Source organism: Paenibacillus oceani, assembly GCF_014705615.1.
Taxonomy (GTDB): domain Bacteria; phylum Bacillota; class Bacilli; order Paenibacillales; family NBRC-103111; genus Paenibacillus_AB; species Paenibacillus_AB oceani.
On record NZ_JACXJA010000068.1, the window covers coordinates 1 to 14,530 of the forward strand.

The 14,530-nt window shown below is 55.9% G+C and carries 12 protein-coding genes; 7 read left to right on the forward strand and 5 right to left on the reverse strand.

Going from position 1 to position 14,530, the window contains the following annotated elements; translation table 11 throughout:
• The first annotated feature begins 117 nt into the window (after nt 1-117).
• From dgoD to IDH45_RS32635, 5 genes are all read left to right on the forward strand, one after another.
• Nucleotides 118-1,266: a galactonate dehydratase gene (gene dgoD, locus IDH45_RS32615; RefSeq protein ID WP_190932339.1), complete on the forward strand. Its 1,149-nt coding sequence runs from the start codon at nt 118-120 to the stop codon at nt 1,264-1,266.
• 682 nt (nt 1,267-1,948) lie between these two features.
• A complete protein-coding gene (locus IDH45_RS32620; RefSeq protein WP_190932340.1) occupies nt 1,949-2,926 on the forward strand; it encodes a Gfo/Idh/MocA family protein in 978 nt (325 codons plus the stop codon).
• 83 nt (nt 2,927-3,009) lie between these two features.
• Nucleotides 3,010-4,953 carry an ABC transporter ATP-binding protein gene (locus tag IDH45_RS35160; protein ID WP_317891327.1) on the forward strand — a complete coding sequence of 648 codons (1,944 nt, stop codon included), beginning with the start codon at nt 3,010-3,012 and terminating at the stop codon, nt 4,951-4,953.
• Between the two features lie 200 nt (nt 4,954-5,153).
• Nucleotides 5,154-6,545, forward strand: a complete 1,392-nt coding sequence (gene fumC, locus IDH45_RS32630; protein WP_190932341.1) for a class II fumarate hydratase — start codon at nt 5,154-5,156, stop codon at nt 6,543-6,545.
• A gap of 91 nt (nt 6,546-6,636) precedes the next feature.
• The gene (locus IDH45_RS32635; RefSeq protein WP_223837227.1) at nt 6,637-7,368 is read left to right on the forward strand and encodes a response regulator transcription factor; all 732 of its coding nucleotides are present in this window, start codon (nt 6,637-6,639) and stop codon (nt 7,366-7,368) included.
• Between the two features lie 126 nt (nt 7,369-7,494).
• Here the strand turns inward: IDH45_RS32635 and IDH45_RS32640 are convergent, their stop codons facing one another.
• Genes IDH45_RS32640 through IDH45_RS32655 form a run of 4 tightly spaced genes read right to left on the reverse strand, consistent with a single transcriptional unit; the run spans nt 7,495 to nt 11,356 of the window.
• Nucleotides 7,495-9,339 carry a SpoIIE family protein phosphatase gene (locus IDH45_RS32640; protein WP_190932343.1) on the reverse strand — a complete coding sequence of 615 codons (1,845 nt, stop codon included), beginning with the start codon at nt 9,337-9,339 and terminating at the stop codon, nt 7,495-7,497.
• Complete coding sequence (locus IDH45_RS32645) at nt 9,336-9,731, reverse strand: DUF1987 domain-containing protein (protein ID WP_190932344.1); 396 nt, start codon at nt 9,729-9,731, stop codon at nt 9,336-9,338. Before IDH45_RS32645 ends, IDH45_RS32640 begins: the two co-directional genes overlap by 4 nt.
• Complete coding sequence (locus IDH45_RS32650; RefSeq protein WP_190932345.1) at nt 9,732-10,277, reverse strand: SiaB family protein kinase; 546 nt, start codon at nt 10,275-10,277, stop codon at nt 9,732-9,734.
• 44 nt (nt 10,278-10,321) lie between these two features.
• Entirely contained in the window at nt 10,322-11,356 is a 1,035-nt protein-coding gene (locus IDH45_RS32655) for a sensor histidine kinase (RefSeq protein ID WP_190932346.1), read from the reverse strand.
• A 324-nt stretch (nt 11,357-11,680) separates the two neighbouring features.
• On the opposite strand from IDH45_RS32655, the gene IDH45_RS32660 reads away from it, so the two are divergent.
• Nucleotides 11,681-12,874 carry an MGDG synthase family glycosyltransferase gene (locus tag IDH45_RS32660; RefSeq protein ID WP_190932347.1) on the forward strand — a complete coding sequence of 398 codons (1,194 nt, stop codon included), beginning with the start codon at nt 11,681-11,683 and terminating at the stop codon, nt 12,872-12,874.
• Between the two features lie 370 nt (nt 12,875-13,244).
• On the opposite strand, the gene IDH45_RS32665 is transcribed toward IDH45_RS32660, so the two are convergent.
• Nucleotides 13,245-13,451, reverse strand: a complete 207-nt coding sequence (locus IDH45_RS32665) for a DUF1657 domain-containing protein (protein ID WP_190932348.1) — start codon at nt 13,449-13,451, stop codon at nt 13,245-13,247.
• A gap of 207 nt (nt 13,452-13,658) precedes the next feature.
• Here IDH45_RS32665 and IDH45_RS32670 point away from each other — a divergent pair, with 207 nt between their 5' ends.
• A complete protein-coding gene (locus IDH45_RS32670; protein WP_190932349.1) occupies nt 13,659-14,519 on the forward strand; it encodes a DUF421 domain-containing protein in 861 nt (286 codons plus the stop codon).
• The last annotated feature ends 11 nt before the right edge of the window (nt 14,520-14,530 follow it).

The window sequence follows — 14,530 nt, forward strand, 5'->3', positions numbered from 1 at the left end:
AAATCCCCCTACGCAAGTAGGAGGATGGATACGCCGGAGGGTATAGGGAATCCCTTGCCCCATCTGCCTCGGCGAATGCCGAGAGGCTACCTATTCATAAGGGAGGGTTCTTAATCGATGAAAATTACGAAGATGGAGCTGTTTAAAGTTCCGCCGAGATGGTTGTTTCTGAAAGTGGAAACCGACGAAGGCATATCCGGATGGGGCGAGCCGGTCGTCGAAGGGAAGGCCGATACGGTCCATGCCGCCGTGACGGAGATGAGCGACTATTTGATCGGCCAGGACCCGATGCGGATCGAAGATATTTTCCAGGTGTTGTACCGCGGCGGCTTTTATCGCGGGGGACCGATTCTCTCAAGCGCGATCTCGGGAATCGAGCAGGCGCTGTGGGATATCAAGGGCAAGTTTTACAATGCCCCCATCTACGACCTGCTTGGCGGGGCTTGCCGCGACCGGACGCGGGTGTATTCGTGGATCGGGGGAGACCGTCCCAGCGATGTGGGCGAGGCGGCGCGACGTCAGGTGGACGCCGGATTTACGGCGGTGAAGATGAATGCGACGGAAGAGATGCATTTCATCGATTCGATTCCGAAGGTGGAGGCGGCGATCGCCCGGATCGCAGCGGTCCGCGAGGCCGTAGGGAAAGAAATCGGCATCGGCATCGATTTTCACGGCAGGGTTCATAAGTCGATGGCCAAAATATTGGTGAAGGAGCTTGAGCCGTACCGTCCGATGTTTATCGAGGAGCCTGTGCTGCCGGAAAACAACGAAGCATTGAAGGAAATCGCGAAGTACACGTCGTGCCCGATCGCTACGGGCGAGCGGATGTACACCCGCTGGGGCTTTAAGGAATTGCTCGCCCAAGGCATCGTCGATATTATTCAGCCGGACTTGTCGCACGCCGGAGGCATTCTCGAGACCCGGAAAATCGCGGCGATGGCCGAAGCTTACGATGTGGCCGTCGCTCCGCACTGCCCGCTTGGACCGATTGCGCTCGCTTCGTGCTTGCAGCTCGATACGTGCTCGCCGAACGCCTTTATCCAGGAGCAGAGCTTGGGGATTCATTACAACCAGGGCTCCGATCTGCTCGATTATTTGAAGGACCCTTCGGTGTTCGCCTACAAGGACGGCTTCGTCGCCAACTTGACCGGTCCGGGACTCGGCATTGAAGTGAACGAGGAGAAAGTAAGAGAAATGGCGGCGGTCGGCCACAATTGGCGCAATCCGGTGTGGCGCCAGGAGGACGGCACAGTGGCGGAGTGGTAAGGGACCCGATGGCGTGCGTGTGAACGGCCACTCTGCGAGGAACTAACGAATCGTATGGTGCTTATCGCTGAAAAACGACGTTATTCCAGACGTAACGAATCCGGGGATCGTTATTGAACCTAAAGTGGAGAAAACGCGATCCGATTTGCGGAAATAACGATACGAGAATTCGTTACAAATTCAAACACTCGCATTCGGCTCTGATAACGGTTGCTGGGTTCGTTAGCGATACCACCGCAAAAAGACAACGCGACTAGGGCGAGCGGCTGGAGCGAAGGAAGGGGGTGGTACCCGTTCCCTTCCACATGCAACGTATGGATTTGCGTGCCAAAGGACCGTCAGGGTGATTTTCCCTGACGGTTTTCCTTCGAGATCAGAATGTTAGGTTACTCACCGAATGAAAGCGAAGATGAGTTCGGAATTCAAGGGATTCCGGACAACCTGTTTGAGCAGAAGAAGGCAACTTTTCACTTGGAACGGCCTGCTAACACTTCTACTTAATGAATCGACAGCCTCTAGCCGCAGACGATCTGCTGCCAACGTCGTGGAAAAGGCTTCGTATCCGGGGCGCGGTCCGCCGCACGCACATTAACCAGCATCCTGCCTTCCGATAATGCTATAATTAGGAAGCTGCCACGATTACCAATTCACAGGGGAGCCTGTAACGAGGGAGGAACAAGGGATGAGGAAGCTGCGCTTCGGAGTATTGGGTACCGGACATATTATCGGAAAAGCGGGTCCTGCGCTGCAGCAAGCCGCGAACGGCGAATGGATCGGCATAGCCGGGAGAAATGCGGAGAACGGCAGAAAAGCGGCGGATACATACGGGGTGCCGAACGTCTACGCATCCTATGCGGAGCTTCTGGACGATCCGGAGATCGACGCGGTATATATCGCCCTGCTGAACCATCTGCATGCCGAATGGGCAGAAGAAGCGGTCCGGAAAGGCAAACACGTTCTGCTCGAAAAACCGTTTACGATGAACGCCGCAGATTCGCAAAAAATCGTCGATTTGGCGAAAGCGAACAACGTTCACGTCGAGGAAGCGTTCGTCTCCCGTTACCAGGAAGGGCATCCTTTCGCCAAAGCCGCCATTCGCGACGGAGCGATCGGAGACGCCGTATATTTCCGCGGACATTTTGCTTTCACCGCACAGGAGCATAGCACCAGACTGGTGAACGAATGGGGAGGCGGCGGTGTATACGATATCGGCTGCTACCTCGTGAACTGGAGCCGTTATTTGTTCGGGGAAGAGCCGGAGTCGGCCGACTGCCGCCTGATCCGGAAGGACGGCGACGGAGTCGATATGCGGTATGCCGGCACGCTGCAGTTCCCCGGAGGCGGGACCGCTCTTCTGACCGGCGGTTTGGATATGCCGTATGGGTGCGGCTATGAGGTGCTGGGAACGAAGGGCAAGCTGGAGGTCAAGCAAACCGCCAATGCACAAGCCGTAACTTTGCAGGTGACGGTGAACGGCGAGACGAGCGAGTTCACGACGGACCGGATTACCCCGTTCCGGCTGCAAGCGGAACAATTCGCCAAACATGTCCTCGAAGGCAATTATTTGCCGGACGGAGGAGAGGCGATTATGGCGCAAGCCCGCGTCCTGGATGCGTTATTCGCCTCGGATGCCAGCCGCAGCCGGGTTCGGATCGGCTAGCTGTCCGTCCGTTCCGATGTTCATTCACACAATCTTCACAACTCCCGTTCTATAATGATTACGAAAATAAGGGGGGAGTCAACGTGAAGAACGACGAAGAACATCCGGACGAACAAGCCAAACGCAACAAAGCGAAACTCGTCCGGCGGTATTTGCAGTTCGTAAAGCCTTACCGGTATTATATTATGGCGATCGTAGCACTTGGCTTGCTGCAGTTCATCGTTCCTCTCGCCAGCCCTTGGCTGACGAAAATCCTGATCGACGACGTGCTGGGCCAAAAGCCGGACTCCGGCTGGACGCTGCAGCGCGTCGTAACTACTTTTGCCGTCCTCTATGGGGTAAGCGTCATCGTAAGCTTTGCCCGCAACAACGTGACGTCACGGCTCGGCAGCCGGATGGTGGCCGGGATTCGCAGACAGCTATACGAACATATTCAGAAACTGTCGCAGCGATTTTACGACAGCCGGCAGGTCGGAAGCATATTATCCAGAGTCATTAACGATGTGAACGGGGCGCAAAACCTGGTCGGTTCGAACGTAATCAATGTGGCGTTCGATATGATCATGGTTATCTTTGCGGCCTGTTTCCTGTTTTCTCTGAACGTAAAGCTGGCTTTGCTGTCGCTCTGGATTTTGCCGATCTACTACTTGACGTTCACCAATTTGAACGTGCGCATCCGCTTCGCCTCCCGCTCGGTGAACCGGCAGATGGAGCGGATCTCCGGGGTGCTGGTCGAGCGCATTTCCGGGATGAAGATCGTGCAGTCGTTCAACCGCGAGCAGACGGAGCTGCAGCGGTTCGACCGCCAGTCGGAGCAGCATATCAACCATTCGCTCTCCGCACAGCTGCTGTCTAATACGCTCGGCCGGATCAGCCAGACGGTCGGCTATTCGGGGACGCTTATCACCTGGGCGATCGGAGGAGCCCTCGTTCTGCAGGGCGAGATGACGATCGGCTCCCTGGTCGCCTTTAACGCTTATTTGGGCCAGCTGTACGGACCGATCCAGCGTTTCGCCGAAGTGAACGTTACGATTCAAAACGCGATGACGAATATCGAGCGGATTTTCGAAGTATTCGATATCGAGCCTGATGTCAAAAATGCGGAGCGGCCGCTGCCGATAAAGAACTGCGCCGGCGATATCCGCTTCGACAACGTTTCGTTTACGTACGAGACGGAGCTGCCGGTCTCCAAGGGTGACAAGGGCGCGCCGGTCGACCCGGATATCGTGGAAAAGATGAAACCGCCGAAATCGTTTTACTGGATTCCTCCGAAAACGAAACCCGATCCGCCGCCGACGACAATCGAGACCCGGGTCGCGCTGAAACGGATCAGCTTTCACGCCAAGCCCGGACAGGTCGTCGCCCTGGTCGGCCCGAGCGGAGCGGGCAAGTCGACGCTGATCAATTTCATCCCGCGGTTTTACGACGTGAATGAGGGCGCCGTGTATGTGGACGGCCGGAATATTAAAGAATACGATATCTACGACCTGCGCAAGCAAATCGCCGTCGTCCTCCAGGACAACATCTTGTTTTCGGGAACCGTATACGACAATATCGCCTACGGGCGGCCGGAAGCGACGATGGAGGAAGTGTTCGAAGCGGCGAAGGCGGCGAATGCCCATGAATTTATAACGAAGTGGGACAAAGGATACGACACGGTGCTCGGCGAGCGCGGCGTCCGGCTGTCCGGAGGGCAGAAGCAGCGGCTCGCGATCGCCCGGGCGCTGCTGAAGGACCCGAGAATTCTCATACTCGACGAAGCGACGTCTGCGCTCGATGCCGAATCGGAAGAGCTGGTCACCGAAGCGCTTAATAATTTGATGAAAAACCGGACCACCTTCGTCATCGCCCACCGTCTGGCGACCGTCGTCCGGGCGGATCAGATCATCGTGATCGACAACGGCGAAATCGCCGAGTGTGGCACCCACGACGAGCTGATGAAGCGGAACGGGCTGTACCGCGAGCTGTACAGCAAGCAATTAAAAGCGATGCGTCCCAAAGGGATGGAGCAGTATATGCTGAGATAAAGGGTTACAAACGCATATGGAAGCGAAGCTAACCTGTCAGGCAGGATGTTCCTGACGGGTTGGCTTGTTGTGCAGGAAACGGAAATGATAAGCCTGCTAACCTAGCGGAGCGGAAACCGTTGGATGCAGGGGATTGATTCGGGTAATCTATAAGAGTTGGAGACAGATCTGTCAAAACACGGATACGGGAGGACTCGAACATGGACTACAGAATCGAGAAGGATACGCTCGGCGAAGTGAAGGTCCCGGCGGATAAGCTGTGGGCCGCTCAGACGCAGCGCAGCTTTGAAAATTTCAAAATCGGAACGGAGCGGATGCCTGCGGAGCTGATCCACGTATTTGCGATGCTCAAGAGCAGTGCCGCGGCGGCAAACCTGCAGCTGGGGAAGCTGGACGCGGAGAAAGCCGAGGCGATCATCGCAGCGGCCGATGAGGTAACGCAGGGGCAGTGGGACGATCATTTCCCGCTCGTCGTCTGGCAGACGGGCAGCGGCACCCAGTCGAATATGAACGTGAACGAAGTGATCGCGAACCTCGGCAACCGGCATTTGGAGCGGAAGGGAAGCGCGTCAAGGATTCATCCGAATGACGATGTCAACAAATCGCAAAGCTCCAACGACACGTTCCCTACCGCCATGCATGTAGCCGCGCTCCTAGCCGTCGAAGACCACGTTCTGCCGGCGATCGCCAAGCTGAAGGCGACGCTTGCGGAGAAGAGCGAATCGTTCCGCGAGATCATCAAAATCGGCCGCACCCACCTGCAGGATGCGACGCCGCTGACGCTGGGACAGGAGATCAGCGGCTGGCACCGGATGCTCGACAAGACGGAGCGGATGATCCGCGACAGCGCCACCCATCTGCGCGAGCTGGCGATCGGCGGAACCGCCGTCGGCACCGGAATTAACGCGCATCCGAAGTTCGGAGCGCTTGTGGCGGAGGAGCTGGGCAAGCGGACAGGCAAAACGTTCGTTTCGGCCGAAAATAAATTTCATGCACTCACCAGCCACGATGAAATCGTATTCGTTCATGGCGCCCTGAAGGCGCTGGCCGCAGATCTGATGAAGTTCGCCAATGACGTGCGCTGGCTGGCCAGCGGTCCGCGAAGCGGGCTCGGAGAAATTAAAATTCCCGAGAACGAGCCGGGCAGCTCGATTATGCCGGGGAAAGTGAACCCGACGCAAAGCGAAGCGATGACGATGGTTGTCTGCCAGGTGATGGGCAACGATGCGACGATCGGTTTTGCGGCGAGCCAAGGAAATTTCGAACTGAACGCGTTCAAGCCCGTGATCATCTACAATTTCCTGCAGTCCGCCCGTCTGCTAGCAGACGCGATTCATTCCATTAACGATCATTGCGCGGTCGGCATCGAACCGAACCGGGACGTCATCCGCCACCATCTGGAGCAGTCGCTGATGCTCGTCACCGCCTTGAACCCGCATATCGGCTACGAAAAAGCCGCGCTGGTCGCGAAAACGGCGCACAAGGAAGGCATTACGCTGAAGGAGGCGGCTGTCCGAAGCGGGTTGCTGACCGAAGAAGAGTTTGACCGGATCGTCCGGCCCGAGCTGATGATCCGGCCGCAGGAAAGCTGAAAGGGACCATCCCGGCGATGTTCTTGGCTCCGCCGCTCCGAAATGCTACTATTATACTAACAACGGGTAGACAGATTCGGAGGGAATGGATTTGGATTACGCAGAGACGGCTACAGTACTGATTGTCGAGGATGATAAGGAAATCCGCGAGCTGATTCGCCTATATTTGGTCAAAAGCGGCTTTCGAGTCGAAGAAGCGAATGACGGCGTCTCCGCTTTGCGCGTATTTGAATCGGCAAGGCCGGATCTTGTATTGCTCGATATACAATTGCCCGGGGGGGACGGTCTTACGCTGTGCGAACAGCTCCGCAGCGTGTCGAACATTCCAATCGTGTTTGTCAGCGCCCGCGGCGAGGCCGAAGATATCGTGCATGGACTTAGTCTCGGAGCCGACGACTATATTCCGAAGCCGTTCGACCCCGCGGTTGTCGTGGCGAGAGTGAAAGCGAACTTGCGCCGCGCTCCGATCTATCGCAGATACGACGCCTCGGTACCCGTTCCTTCCCGGGAACGGACGATTCCGTCCGAAGGGATTCATATCGATACGAGAAAAATGACCGTCCACGTGAACGGTCAAGAAGTAAAGATGTCGGCCAAAGAATTTATGTTGCTTGCCTTTCTCGCCAGCCGTCCGGACGAGGTGTTCTCCGCCTCCGAGCTGTACGAGCACGTATGGGGGAGCGACAGCAACGACGATCCGCGCACGGTTATGGTCCACATCTATAATATCCGCAAAAAGCTGGAGCAGGACCCGGCCAATCCCCGGTATATTATCAGCGTCCGGGGAATGGGCTACCGGTATGAAGGGACTGCCGCACGCTGACCCAATCTTGAACGCTCCCGGGTGCTTTGGATTCAGCGGCCCGCCGATCGCGGCCGTCTTGACGTGCGCGAAGGCCGGATCAGCTTGACCGGCTCGGTCGGCTTGGCATAAAGCTAGCGCATCTCCTCATCCCTTCCGGGGCGGCAGGAATCCCAGGACGGTCATATCGTCCCTTTGCGGCTCATCTCCCCTGTACCGGTCGATTTCCGCTTCCAGCATCGTCCGCTGCCGGTCGAAGGGAGCGTCTCCGTTGTCCGCCACCCACATTTTCCACCGCGTCTTTCCGTACGAGTAGTTTTTTTCCCCGCCGTTTTGATCCGCCAGCCCGTCTGTAGCCAAATAGTGTACGGCACCCGGTCCGACCTCCACTACCTTGTTCGTGTAAGGGTAATCGGCGGGCGTCTTCCGGTAGCCGACCGATTTGCGGTCGCCTTCGTATTCCGCCAGCCCGTCCGGCGTCCGGACAAGCAGCGAACAGCCCGCTCCCGCAAATACGGTCGCGGTATCGGTCAGCAGACATAACCCGATGTCGAGTCCGTCGTCGGTTAATCCTTCTTTCCCGTTCTGATTAAGCGTCTGCTTGATCGAGCGGTTCAACCGGGTCAAGATCGCAGCCGGATCGTCCGAATCGGAATGTACGAGCTGATCGAGCAAGGAAACGGTCATAATGGACATAAGCGCTCCCGGCACTCCGTGACCGGTGCAATCTCCCACTGCTATCAGAAGACCGCGCTTCACGCGTTTCAGCCAATAGAAGTCCCCGCCGACGCGATCCCGGGGCTTCCACAAAATAAAGTGGCCCGGCAGCGCTTCCTTCAGCTCGGCGTCTGTCGGTAGAGCCGAGACTTGAATGCGGCTGGCGTAGTCGAGACTATCGAGAATTTTCTCGTTTTGCTCGGCGAGCTCCTTGGTCCGGGTCGCGATTTGCCGCTCCAGCTCCTCGTTAAGCTCGATCGCCCGTTTGTAAGGGTCGGCCAGCTTGCGCGACATATAAGTAAAGAAAAAAACGACGGTCAGCAGGGAGATCGCGACGGCGGCAGCCGTCTGCCATTGAATCGTTTTCAGAAACGAGATCGCTTCTTTGCGGTCAACGGCTACGACGAGCGACCATTCGCTGGATGCGATCGGAAAAAGCATGACGTCCTTCCGGTTCCCGTCCGCATCCACGTATTCGGTCACCGCCCGTTCCCGGTCCATCATCGACAGCAAGCGGTCGGCCGATTCCGTAGGCATATAATCGCGCATGTTGTGCCCGTTCTGGGCGAATTCGTCGGACAAATAAATTTCCCCGGACTTGTCCGTCAGCCACAGGTTGCCGTGAAGCCCGTATTTGTACTCCCCGAACTGCTGGGACATATCCTGCAGACTGAGCCCAATGCCGACGACGGAGACCGGCACGCCGTTATGGCGCATGAGCGCATTAACGAAAATAAACGTATCTTTGCGCTCCTCGTTGTAATCGATGTCGAGCTGAACCGGCCTGCCGTCCTCCAGTGTCCTGAAAAACCAGGCGTCGTCCGGATCGCTTCTCGTCATCGTATCGAGCAGTTGGCCTTGTTCCGTCCAATACTGCCCGGTCCGAACGCTGACGATAAACGAATTGTCGTACTGGAACTGTTCGGTCATGCCGCGAATCGTCTCCAGGGCTATCGTCTCTTCTCCGCCGAGACGTTCCCCGCCCAGTATCCACTCGTTCAAATCGCGGTTGCCGGCGAGCAGCCGGGCCGTCTCCATCGCCCGTTCGATCCGTCCGTCGATTTTCGAAGCGATCGAACCGCCGATATATTCGAGATCGGTTTCCTTCAACTTTTTGACGGACTGGCCTTTCGTAATGTAGTAGGCGATAACGCCGGTCAAAATGATCGAAAACACGATGAGCACGGTTGCGAACACCGTTACTTTGGCCGCTCCGGCATCGTAGAGAGGATTGGCGCGCAGCCGCGATCGGTCGGTGGAGCGGGGACCGCTCATGGCTCGTCGGACTCCTTGGCGATGATATCGAAAGGCAATCTTAAATCTTCCTTCAGCTCTTCCGCGCATTCGAATTCGCTTTCATTATCCGGGCTGCAGTACCACCGTACGCCGACCCGTTTCCCGTCCATATAGGCGGTGTCGAATTTGTCCAGCAACATCATCAGGCACTTGGTACTGCTCGTATTGATGTAAGGCATCTGGAACTCGATCGCCAATTCGGTGTCGGACGGGAGCCGGGACAAATAGCTGTCGATCCATTCGAAGATCGGCTCGTAAAACTTAAAGGCGTTCTCCGGATACGATTGTCCGGTTATCGCCAGTACGCGGGTGTTCTCGTCAAAGGATACGGCAGGAGTGCTCTTCGTAGCGACAAGGTGTAAAGGTTCCATTTATACGACCGCCTTTAAAGTGAAAAAAGCTAATTGCTCGTCCAGCTCGGTAACGAAGTATTCCAGACTGCCGGCCTTGCGGGCGATATCGATCAGGCCCAGACCTGCGCCGTCGGAAACGTCCGGCGTCTCCTCGCGGAGCTTTTCTTTGTAAAGCTTCTTCAGCTCGGCCTTGTCCATCGCGACTAACGAATTGATCTGTGAGGTAAGCAGCTTCAAATCTTCCTTCTCGACGGCGTTGCCGGAGCAGACGAAGTAGCCGTCTTCGGCTTTGCCGATCGTGACGATGCTGGAGTGCGCGATTTTCTCGTAGTTGGCGCTGATTTTTCTGGAGGAGCAGTAGTTGTTTATATTCTGCGTCTGCTCGATAAAGATGGAGAAGATGACGGTAACTTCATTGCGCGGACGGTCCTCGTTCTCCAGATACGTTTTGACGGCCGTTCCGTATTCCTCGATAAGGCTTTGTGACAGCTTGCCTGCAAAACTGATTAATATGCCGTGCTCGCGCAGCATATTTTGGACATGAATGAGGTGTTGGTGAATCAACGGTTTCTTCCCCCTGTATCAATATGGTTGTCGGCGACTGCCGCTTACCGGTCCGCGGCGGCCGCGGCCGCATCGCTGTATACCGGAATCGAGAAATGGAACCGGCTCCCCGCCCCCGGAACACTTGAAGCGCCGATCAAGCCGCCGTGACGGCCGATGATTTCCCTGGAGATGGACAATCCGAGACCGCTCCCTTGGACTTCGCTTGTACGGGGAGCTTCGCCCCGGTAAAACCTTTCGAATATATAGGGAAGCTCGCCTGGGTCGATTCCTTCCCCGGTATCCTCGACGAATAAGTTGAACCAGAACGGGGAAGACGGCTCCCGGTGCGGTCTGATCAATACCGAGGCTTCCGGCGGACTCGCCGTGATGGACCCGTATACGCGCACAGATCCGCCTTGCGGCGTATATTTCAGCGCGTTGTCGACAAAGTTGGTGACAACCTGCTCGATCCGGAGCGAGTCTATATAGATGACGGCCAAATCTTTCTGGTTCAGGAGCAGCAGCTCGTCTTCGTCGGGAGCGGGACCTTTCAGCAAATGCACTTGACGGCGTTCTGCAACAAGCGACTTGAAACGCAGCGATTCGTACCAGCGGCCGAGCGGCCTGGGTTCTAAGTGAAACGGAAGTTGATTGGCCCTCAGCGTAGAGAGCTGGAACAAATCGGAGATCAGCTGATTGATCGTCAGCAGCTTCTGGTAAACCATCGGCAAGTAATGTTCGTCAGGCTCGATCACGCGATCCATAAATGCTTTGACATATCCTTGAACGGAAGTGATCGGAGTCCGGAGTTCGTGGGAAATGTCGGATACCAGCTGCTTGCGCAGTTGTTCCTGGTTCTGCAGCTCGGCATGGGCGGCCCTCAGCTCCTGCTCGCGGTGCTTCAGCGTCCGGCCTTGAATATCGCTGATCCGCGACAGCTTCATCGTCGTTTTGAGCAGCTTCTCGTAATGGCGGACAAGCTGCTCGTAATCTTCCGGCTCCGGACTGCCGCCTGGAGCGAGCCTTTTTCGGGCGGCACTCAATGTGCGCTGTTCTTCGGCAAAGACATCATGTTCGGTAACCGTCTCGGACTCCATATTTCGACCTCTCTCCAGGCACATTATAGCTCCATATTATATCACACCCTTCTAAAATCTTTTAGAGGTTGTTCAAAGAGCCCGCTTTTGATCATGTAGCTGATCAGGAGCCTGCTCGACTCGCACTTTTATAAGTTTCGCGCATAAAAAAGTAACTTTGCTTGATATAATTCGTAACAGGAGAGTCTATCCGCAAGAGGAGCGGAGACTGGGGAACGGACTGGACCAAGGTCCGGGTCGGAAACCGACGGCGGTCCGTGTTACGGAAAACGTATCGGAGTTATGATGTAGTCATAAGAGTTACTGATAGGCGGGTGAAGGATCATGAACGGAAAAATATTGCTGCTCTCCGGGCCGTTCGGGGAAGGCCACAAGCAGGCGGCTCAGGCGCTGCTGGAAACGTGCCGGCTGACGAGGCCGACGGCGGAAGCGGTCACGGTCGATTTCATGGAGTGGACCTTGCCGCGGCTGCATGGCTGGAGCAAGGCGGTATTCCACCAGGGCGTGCAAAAATTTCCTTCCGTATACGGATATTTGTTCCGGAGAACGAAAAAACCTTCGGCCTTCTCAACGTTAACCGGACGGCTGCGCTGGTACGGGCTGAAACGGATCGCGAAGCTGCTTGCGGAAGTGAAACCTTCCGTAATCGTCAGCACGTTTCCGCTGGCGGCGGCCGCGATGTCGGCGATGAAGATGGCGGGGCTGACCGATGTGCCGACCGTAACGGTCATTACGGATCACACCGATCACAGTTACTGGGTGCATCCGGGCACGGACCGCTACGTCGTCGGCTCGGAGAAAGTGAGATCCGGGCTGCTCGAGATCGGAGTGCCGGACTACCGGATTACGGTAACCGGCATACCGGTACGGCCTCCGTTCTGCACGGGAGGCTCGTCATGCAAGCGTCCGGCGCTGAGAGCGAAGCTCGGCTTGCGTACGGATATGCCAGTGCTGCTTATGATGGGCGGCGGCTACGGGATGATGCATGAAGGCATGGTCCGGCTGATGGAGGAAGAAGCGCGAAAGGGCACTTCACAGGTGATCGTTGTCTGCGGCCATAACGAAAAACTGCGAACGAAGTTGGAGGAGCGGCTGAATGCCGCCGTACCCGGTCACGGCGTGAGGCTGACCGGATTTGTCACCAATATGGAAGAATATATGGCCGCTTCGGACCTGATCGTTACGAAGCCGGGCGGTCTGACGACCACCGAGGCGATCGCGATGCGGCTGCCGATGGTGCTGTTCCGTCCGCTGCCGGGTCAGGAGGAGGACAACGCCGACTTCCTGACGGAAGCGGGGGTGGCGGTTCGCGCCCGCGTGGAGAGAGAGCTTGTGGCCGTTGTGGGCAAGCTTCTCGATGAACCGGAGCGGCTTGCGGCCATGAGAGCTCATGCGGAACGGCTTCATATGGAGACTTCGTCGTTTCACGCGCTCGACGCCATCTTCTCGGCCCGGCACATTCCGCTGCCCCGGTGGGAAAATTCGGTGGTTCACTCGGTATACGAGAACGCACATTAACCAGGCGGCTGTCCCTTACACATCCGGATATTGGGCATATACTGGGAATAAGACGTGAAGACGAACACGATGGGAGCCGTTGGATATGCCGATCCACTCGGAAGCTTTGCTGGTGTTGATCCTTTTTGTGCTGCTCGTCATCGTTCTGATTGTATTCGCTTCTTAGCCGGAGTAGGGAGCCAGGTAAAGCTGCAGGTGAAAGCCGCTTGATCATGTAGATGATCGGGCGGCTTTTTGTCATCACCATAAACCTCATCAACGAGCGGCTGCAGCCCAGGCACACATTCCCTCCGCCCACTAACGTATGGGTGTGCACGTCAAAAAACCGTCCGGACGCCTTACCGGACGGCTTTCTTATGGTTCTTCCGAATTAAAAACCTTTGTATTGCGGCTCCTCGTTTTCCAGCTGTTGAACGCGTGCATTAACCTGATCGACGACTTGCTGGGTTGTTTGCGCACAGTTCTGGAATACCGATTTGGCCTCCTGATTTTGAGTGCTCAGCGCAAACTGCTCCAGGCTCGCCTGAGCGCTCTTGAGCGACGCGAGGCATGTTTTTACATCGGATGCGACGGTCATGGGTTTCACCTCCCTTTTTATTAACAACACTACTATGCCCGAAAGCCGAGATCTCATTTATGTAAAAAACTGTCACGAAAGGAGATCGTTGTCCTAACTAATAATAAAGATCGACACCCCGGTTTGTTGTCCGCTTGCTTAGCTGGGAAGATAAACCGCGGATCGATATGTGCAATCCAAAACCAAACGAAAGTAACGGTGAGAATGATGCCGCAATGGATTGAAATTGCTTGGAGATCCGCATGTGCCGTTGTAGTTTTGTTCGCATTGACCCGGCTGCTTGGAAAAAAACAGTTGTCCCAGTTGAATTATTTCCATTACATCGCCGGAATCACAATCGGCAATATTGCGGGCTTTATTTCGCTTGAGATCGAGGACCATTTTCTGCTGGGCGTTACCGGTATACTGATTTGGACGTTCCTCCCGCTTTTGCTGGAATGGTTGTCACTGAAAAGCAAGTCGGTCCGAGACATAACAGACGGACAAGCTATGGTGCTGATCAAAGAAGGGAAAGTTTTGGAAGATAACTTGAAAAAGGCCAGATTTACTTCGGACGAGCTGCTTGAGGAGCTGCGCAGAAATGGGGCGTTCCGCCTGGCCGACGTCGAATTTGCCGTACTCGAGACAGATGGCGGGGTCAGCGTCCTGTTAACGAAAGAAAACCAGCCGATTACTCCGAAATTGCTCGGGATCCAGGTAGCGAACGAAAGGGAGCCTCAGACCGTTATTATGGACGGAACGGTTATTGATGAACCGCTTGCGACGGCGGGACTTAGCCGCGGATGGCTGGCGGCCGAGCTGGAGAAGCTAGGGGTAGCGCTGGAGAACGTCTTTTTGGCTCAGGTCGATACGTATGGGCAGATTACGGTCGATTTATACGACGATAAAATCAAAACCCCGGAGCCGAGTCAGAAGCAGCTGCTATGGGCGACGTTAAAAAAATGCGAAGCCGATCTGGAGCTGTTTGCGCTGTCGACTGATGAGTGGAAAGCTAAACGGTCGTACGACCAGTGCGCCGCATCGATGAAAAGCGTGCTTGAGCGATGTGAGCCCTTTTTAGCGCGATAACAGTCCGAAAT

Bases quoted from the DNA above. Each gene is read 5' to 3' on its own strand.
- dgoD (WP_190932339.1), top strand. From the start codon at position 118: ATGAAAATTACGAAGATGGAGCTGTTTAAAGTTCCGCCGAGATGGTTG.
- IDH45_RS32620 (WP_190932340.1), top strand. From the start codon at position 1,949: ATGAGGAAGCTGCGCTTCGGAGTATTGGGTACCGGACATATTATCGGA.
- fumC (WP_190932341.1), top strand. From the start codon at position 5,154: ATGGACTACAGAATCGAGAAGGATACGCTCGGCGAAGTGAAGGTCCCG.
- IDH45_RS32640 (WP_190932343.1), bottom strand. From the start codon at position 9,339: ATGAGCGGTCCCCGCTCCACCGACCGATCGCGGCTGCGCGCCAATCCT.
- IDH45_RS32645 (WP_190932344.1), bottom strand. From the start codon at position 9,731: ATGGAACCTTTACACCTTGTCGCTACGAAGAGCACTCCTGCCGTATCC.
- IDH45_RS32655 (WP_190932346.1), bottom strand. From the start codon at position 11,356: ATGGAGTCCGAGACGGTTACCGAACATGATGTCTTTGCCGAAGAACAG.
- IDH45_RS32660 (WP_190932347.1), top strand. From the start codon at position 11,681: ATGAACGGAAAAATATTGCTGCTCTCCGGGCCGTTCGGGGAAGGCCAC.
- IDH45_RS32665 (WP_190932348.1), bottom strand. From the start codon at position 13,451: ATGACCGTCGCATCCGATGTAAAAACATGCCTCGCGTCGCTCAAGAGC.
- IDH45_RS32670 (WP_190932349.1), top strand. From the start codon at position 13,659: ATGCCGCAATGGATTGAAATTGCTTGGAGATCCGCATGTGCCGTTGTA.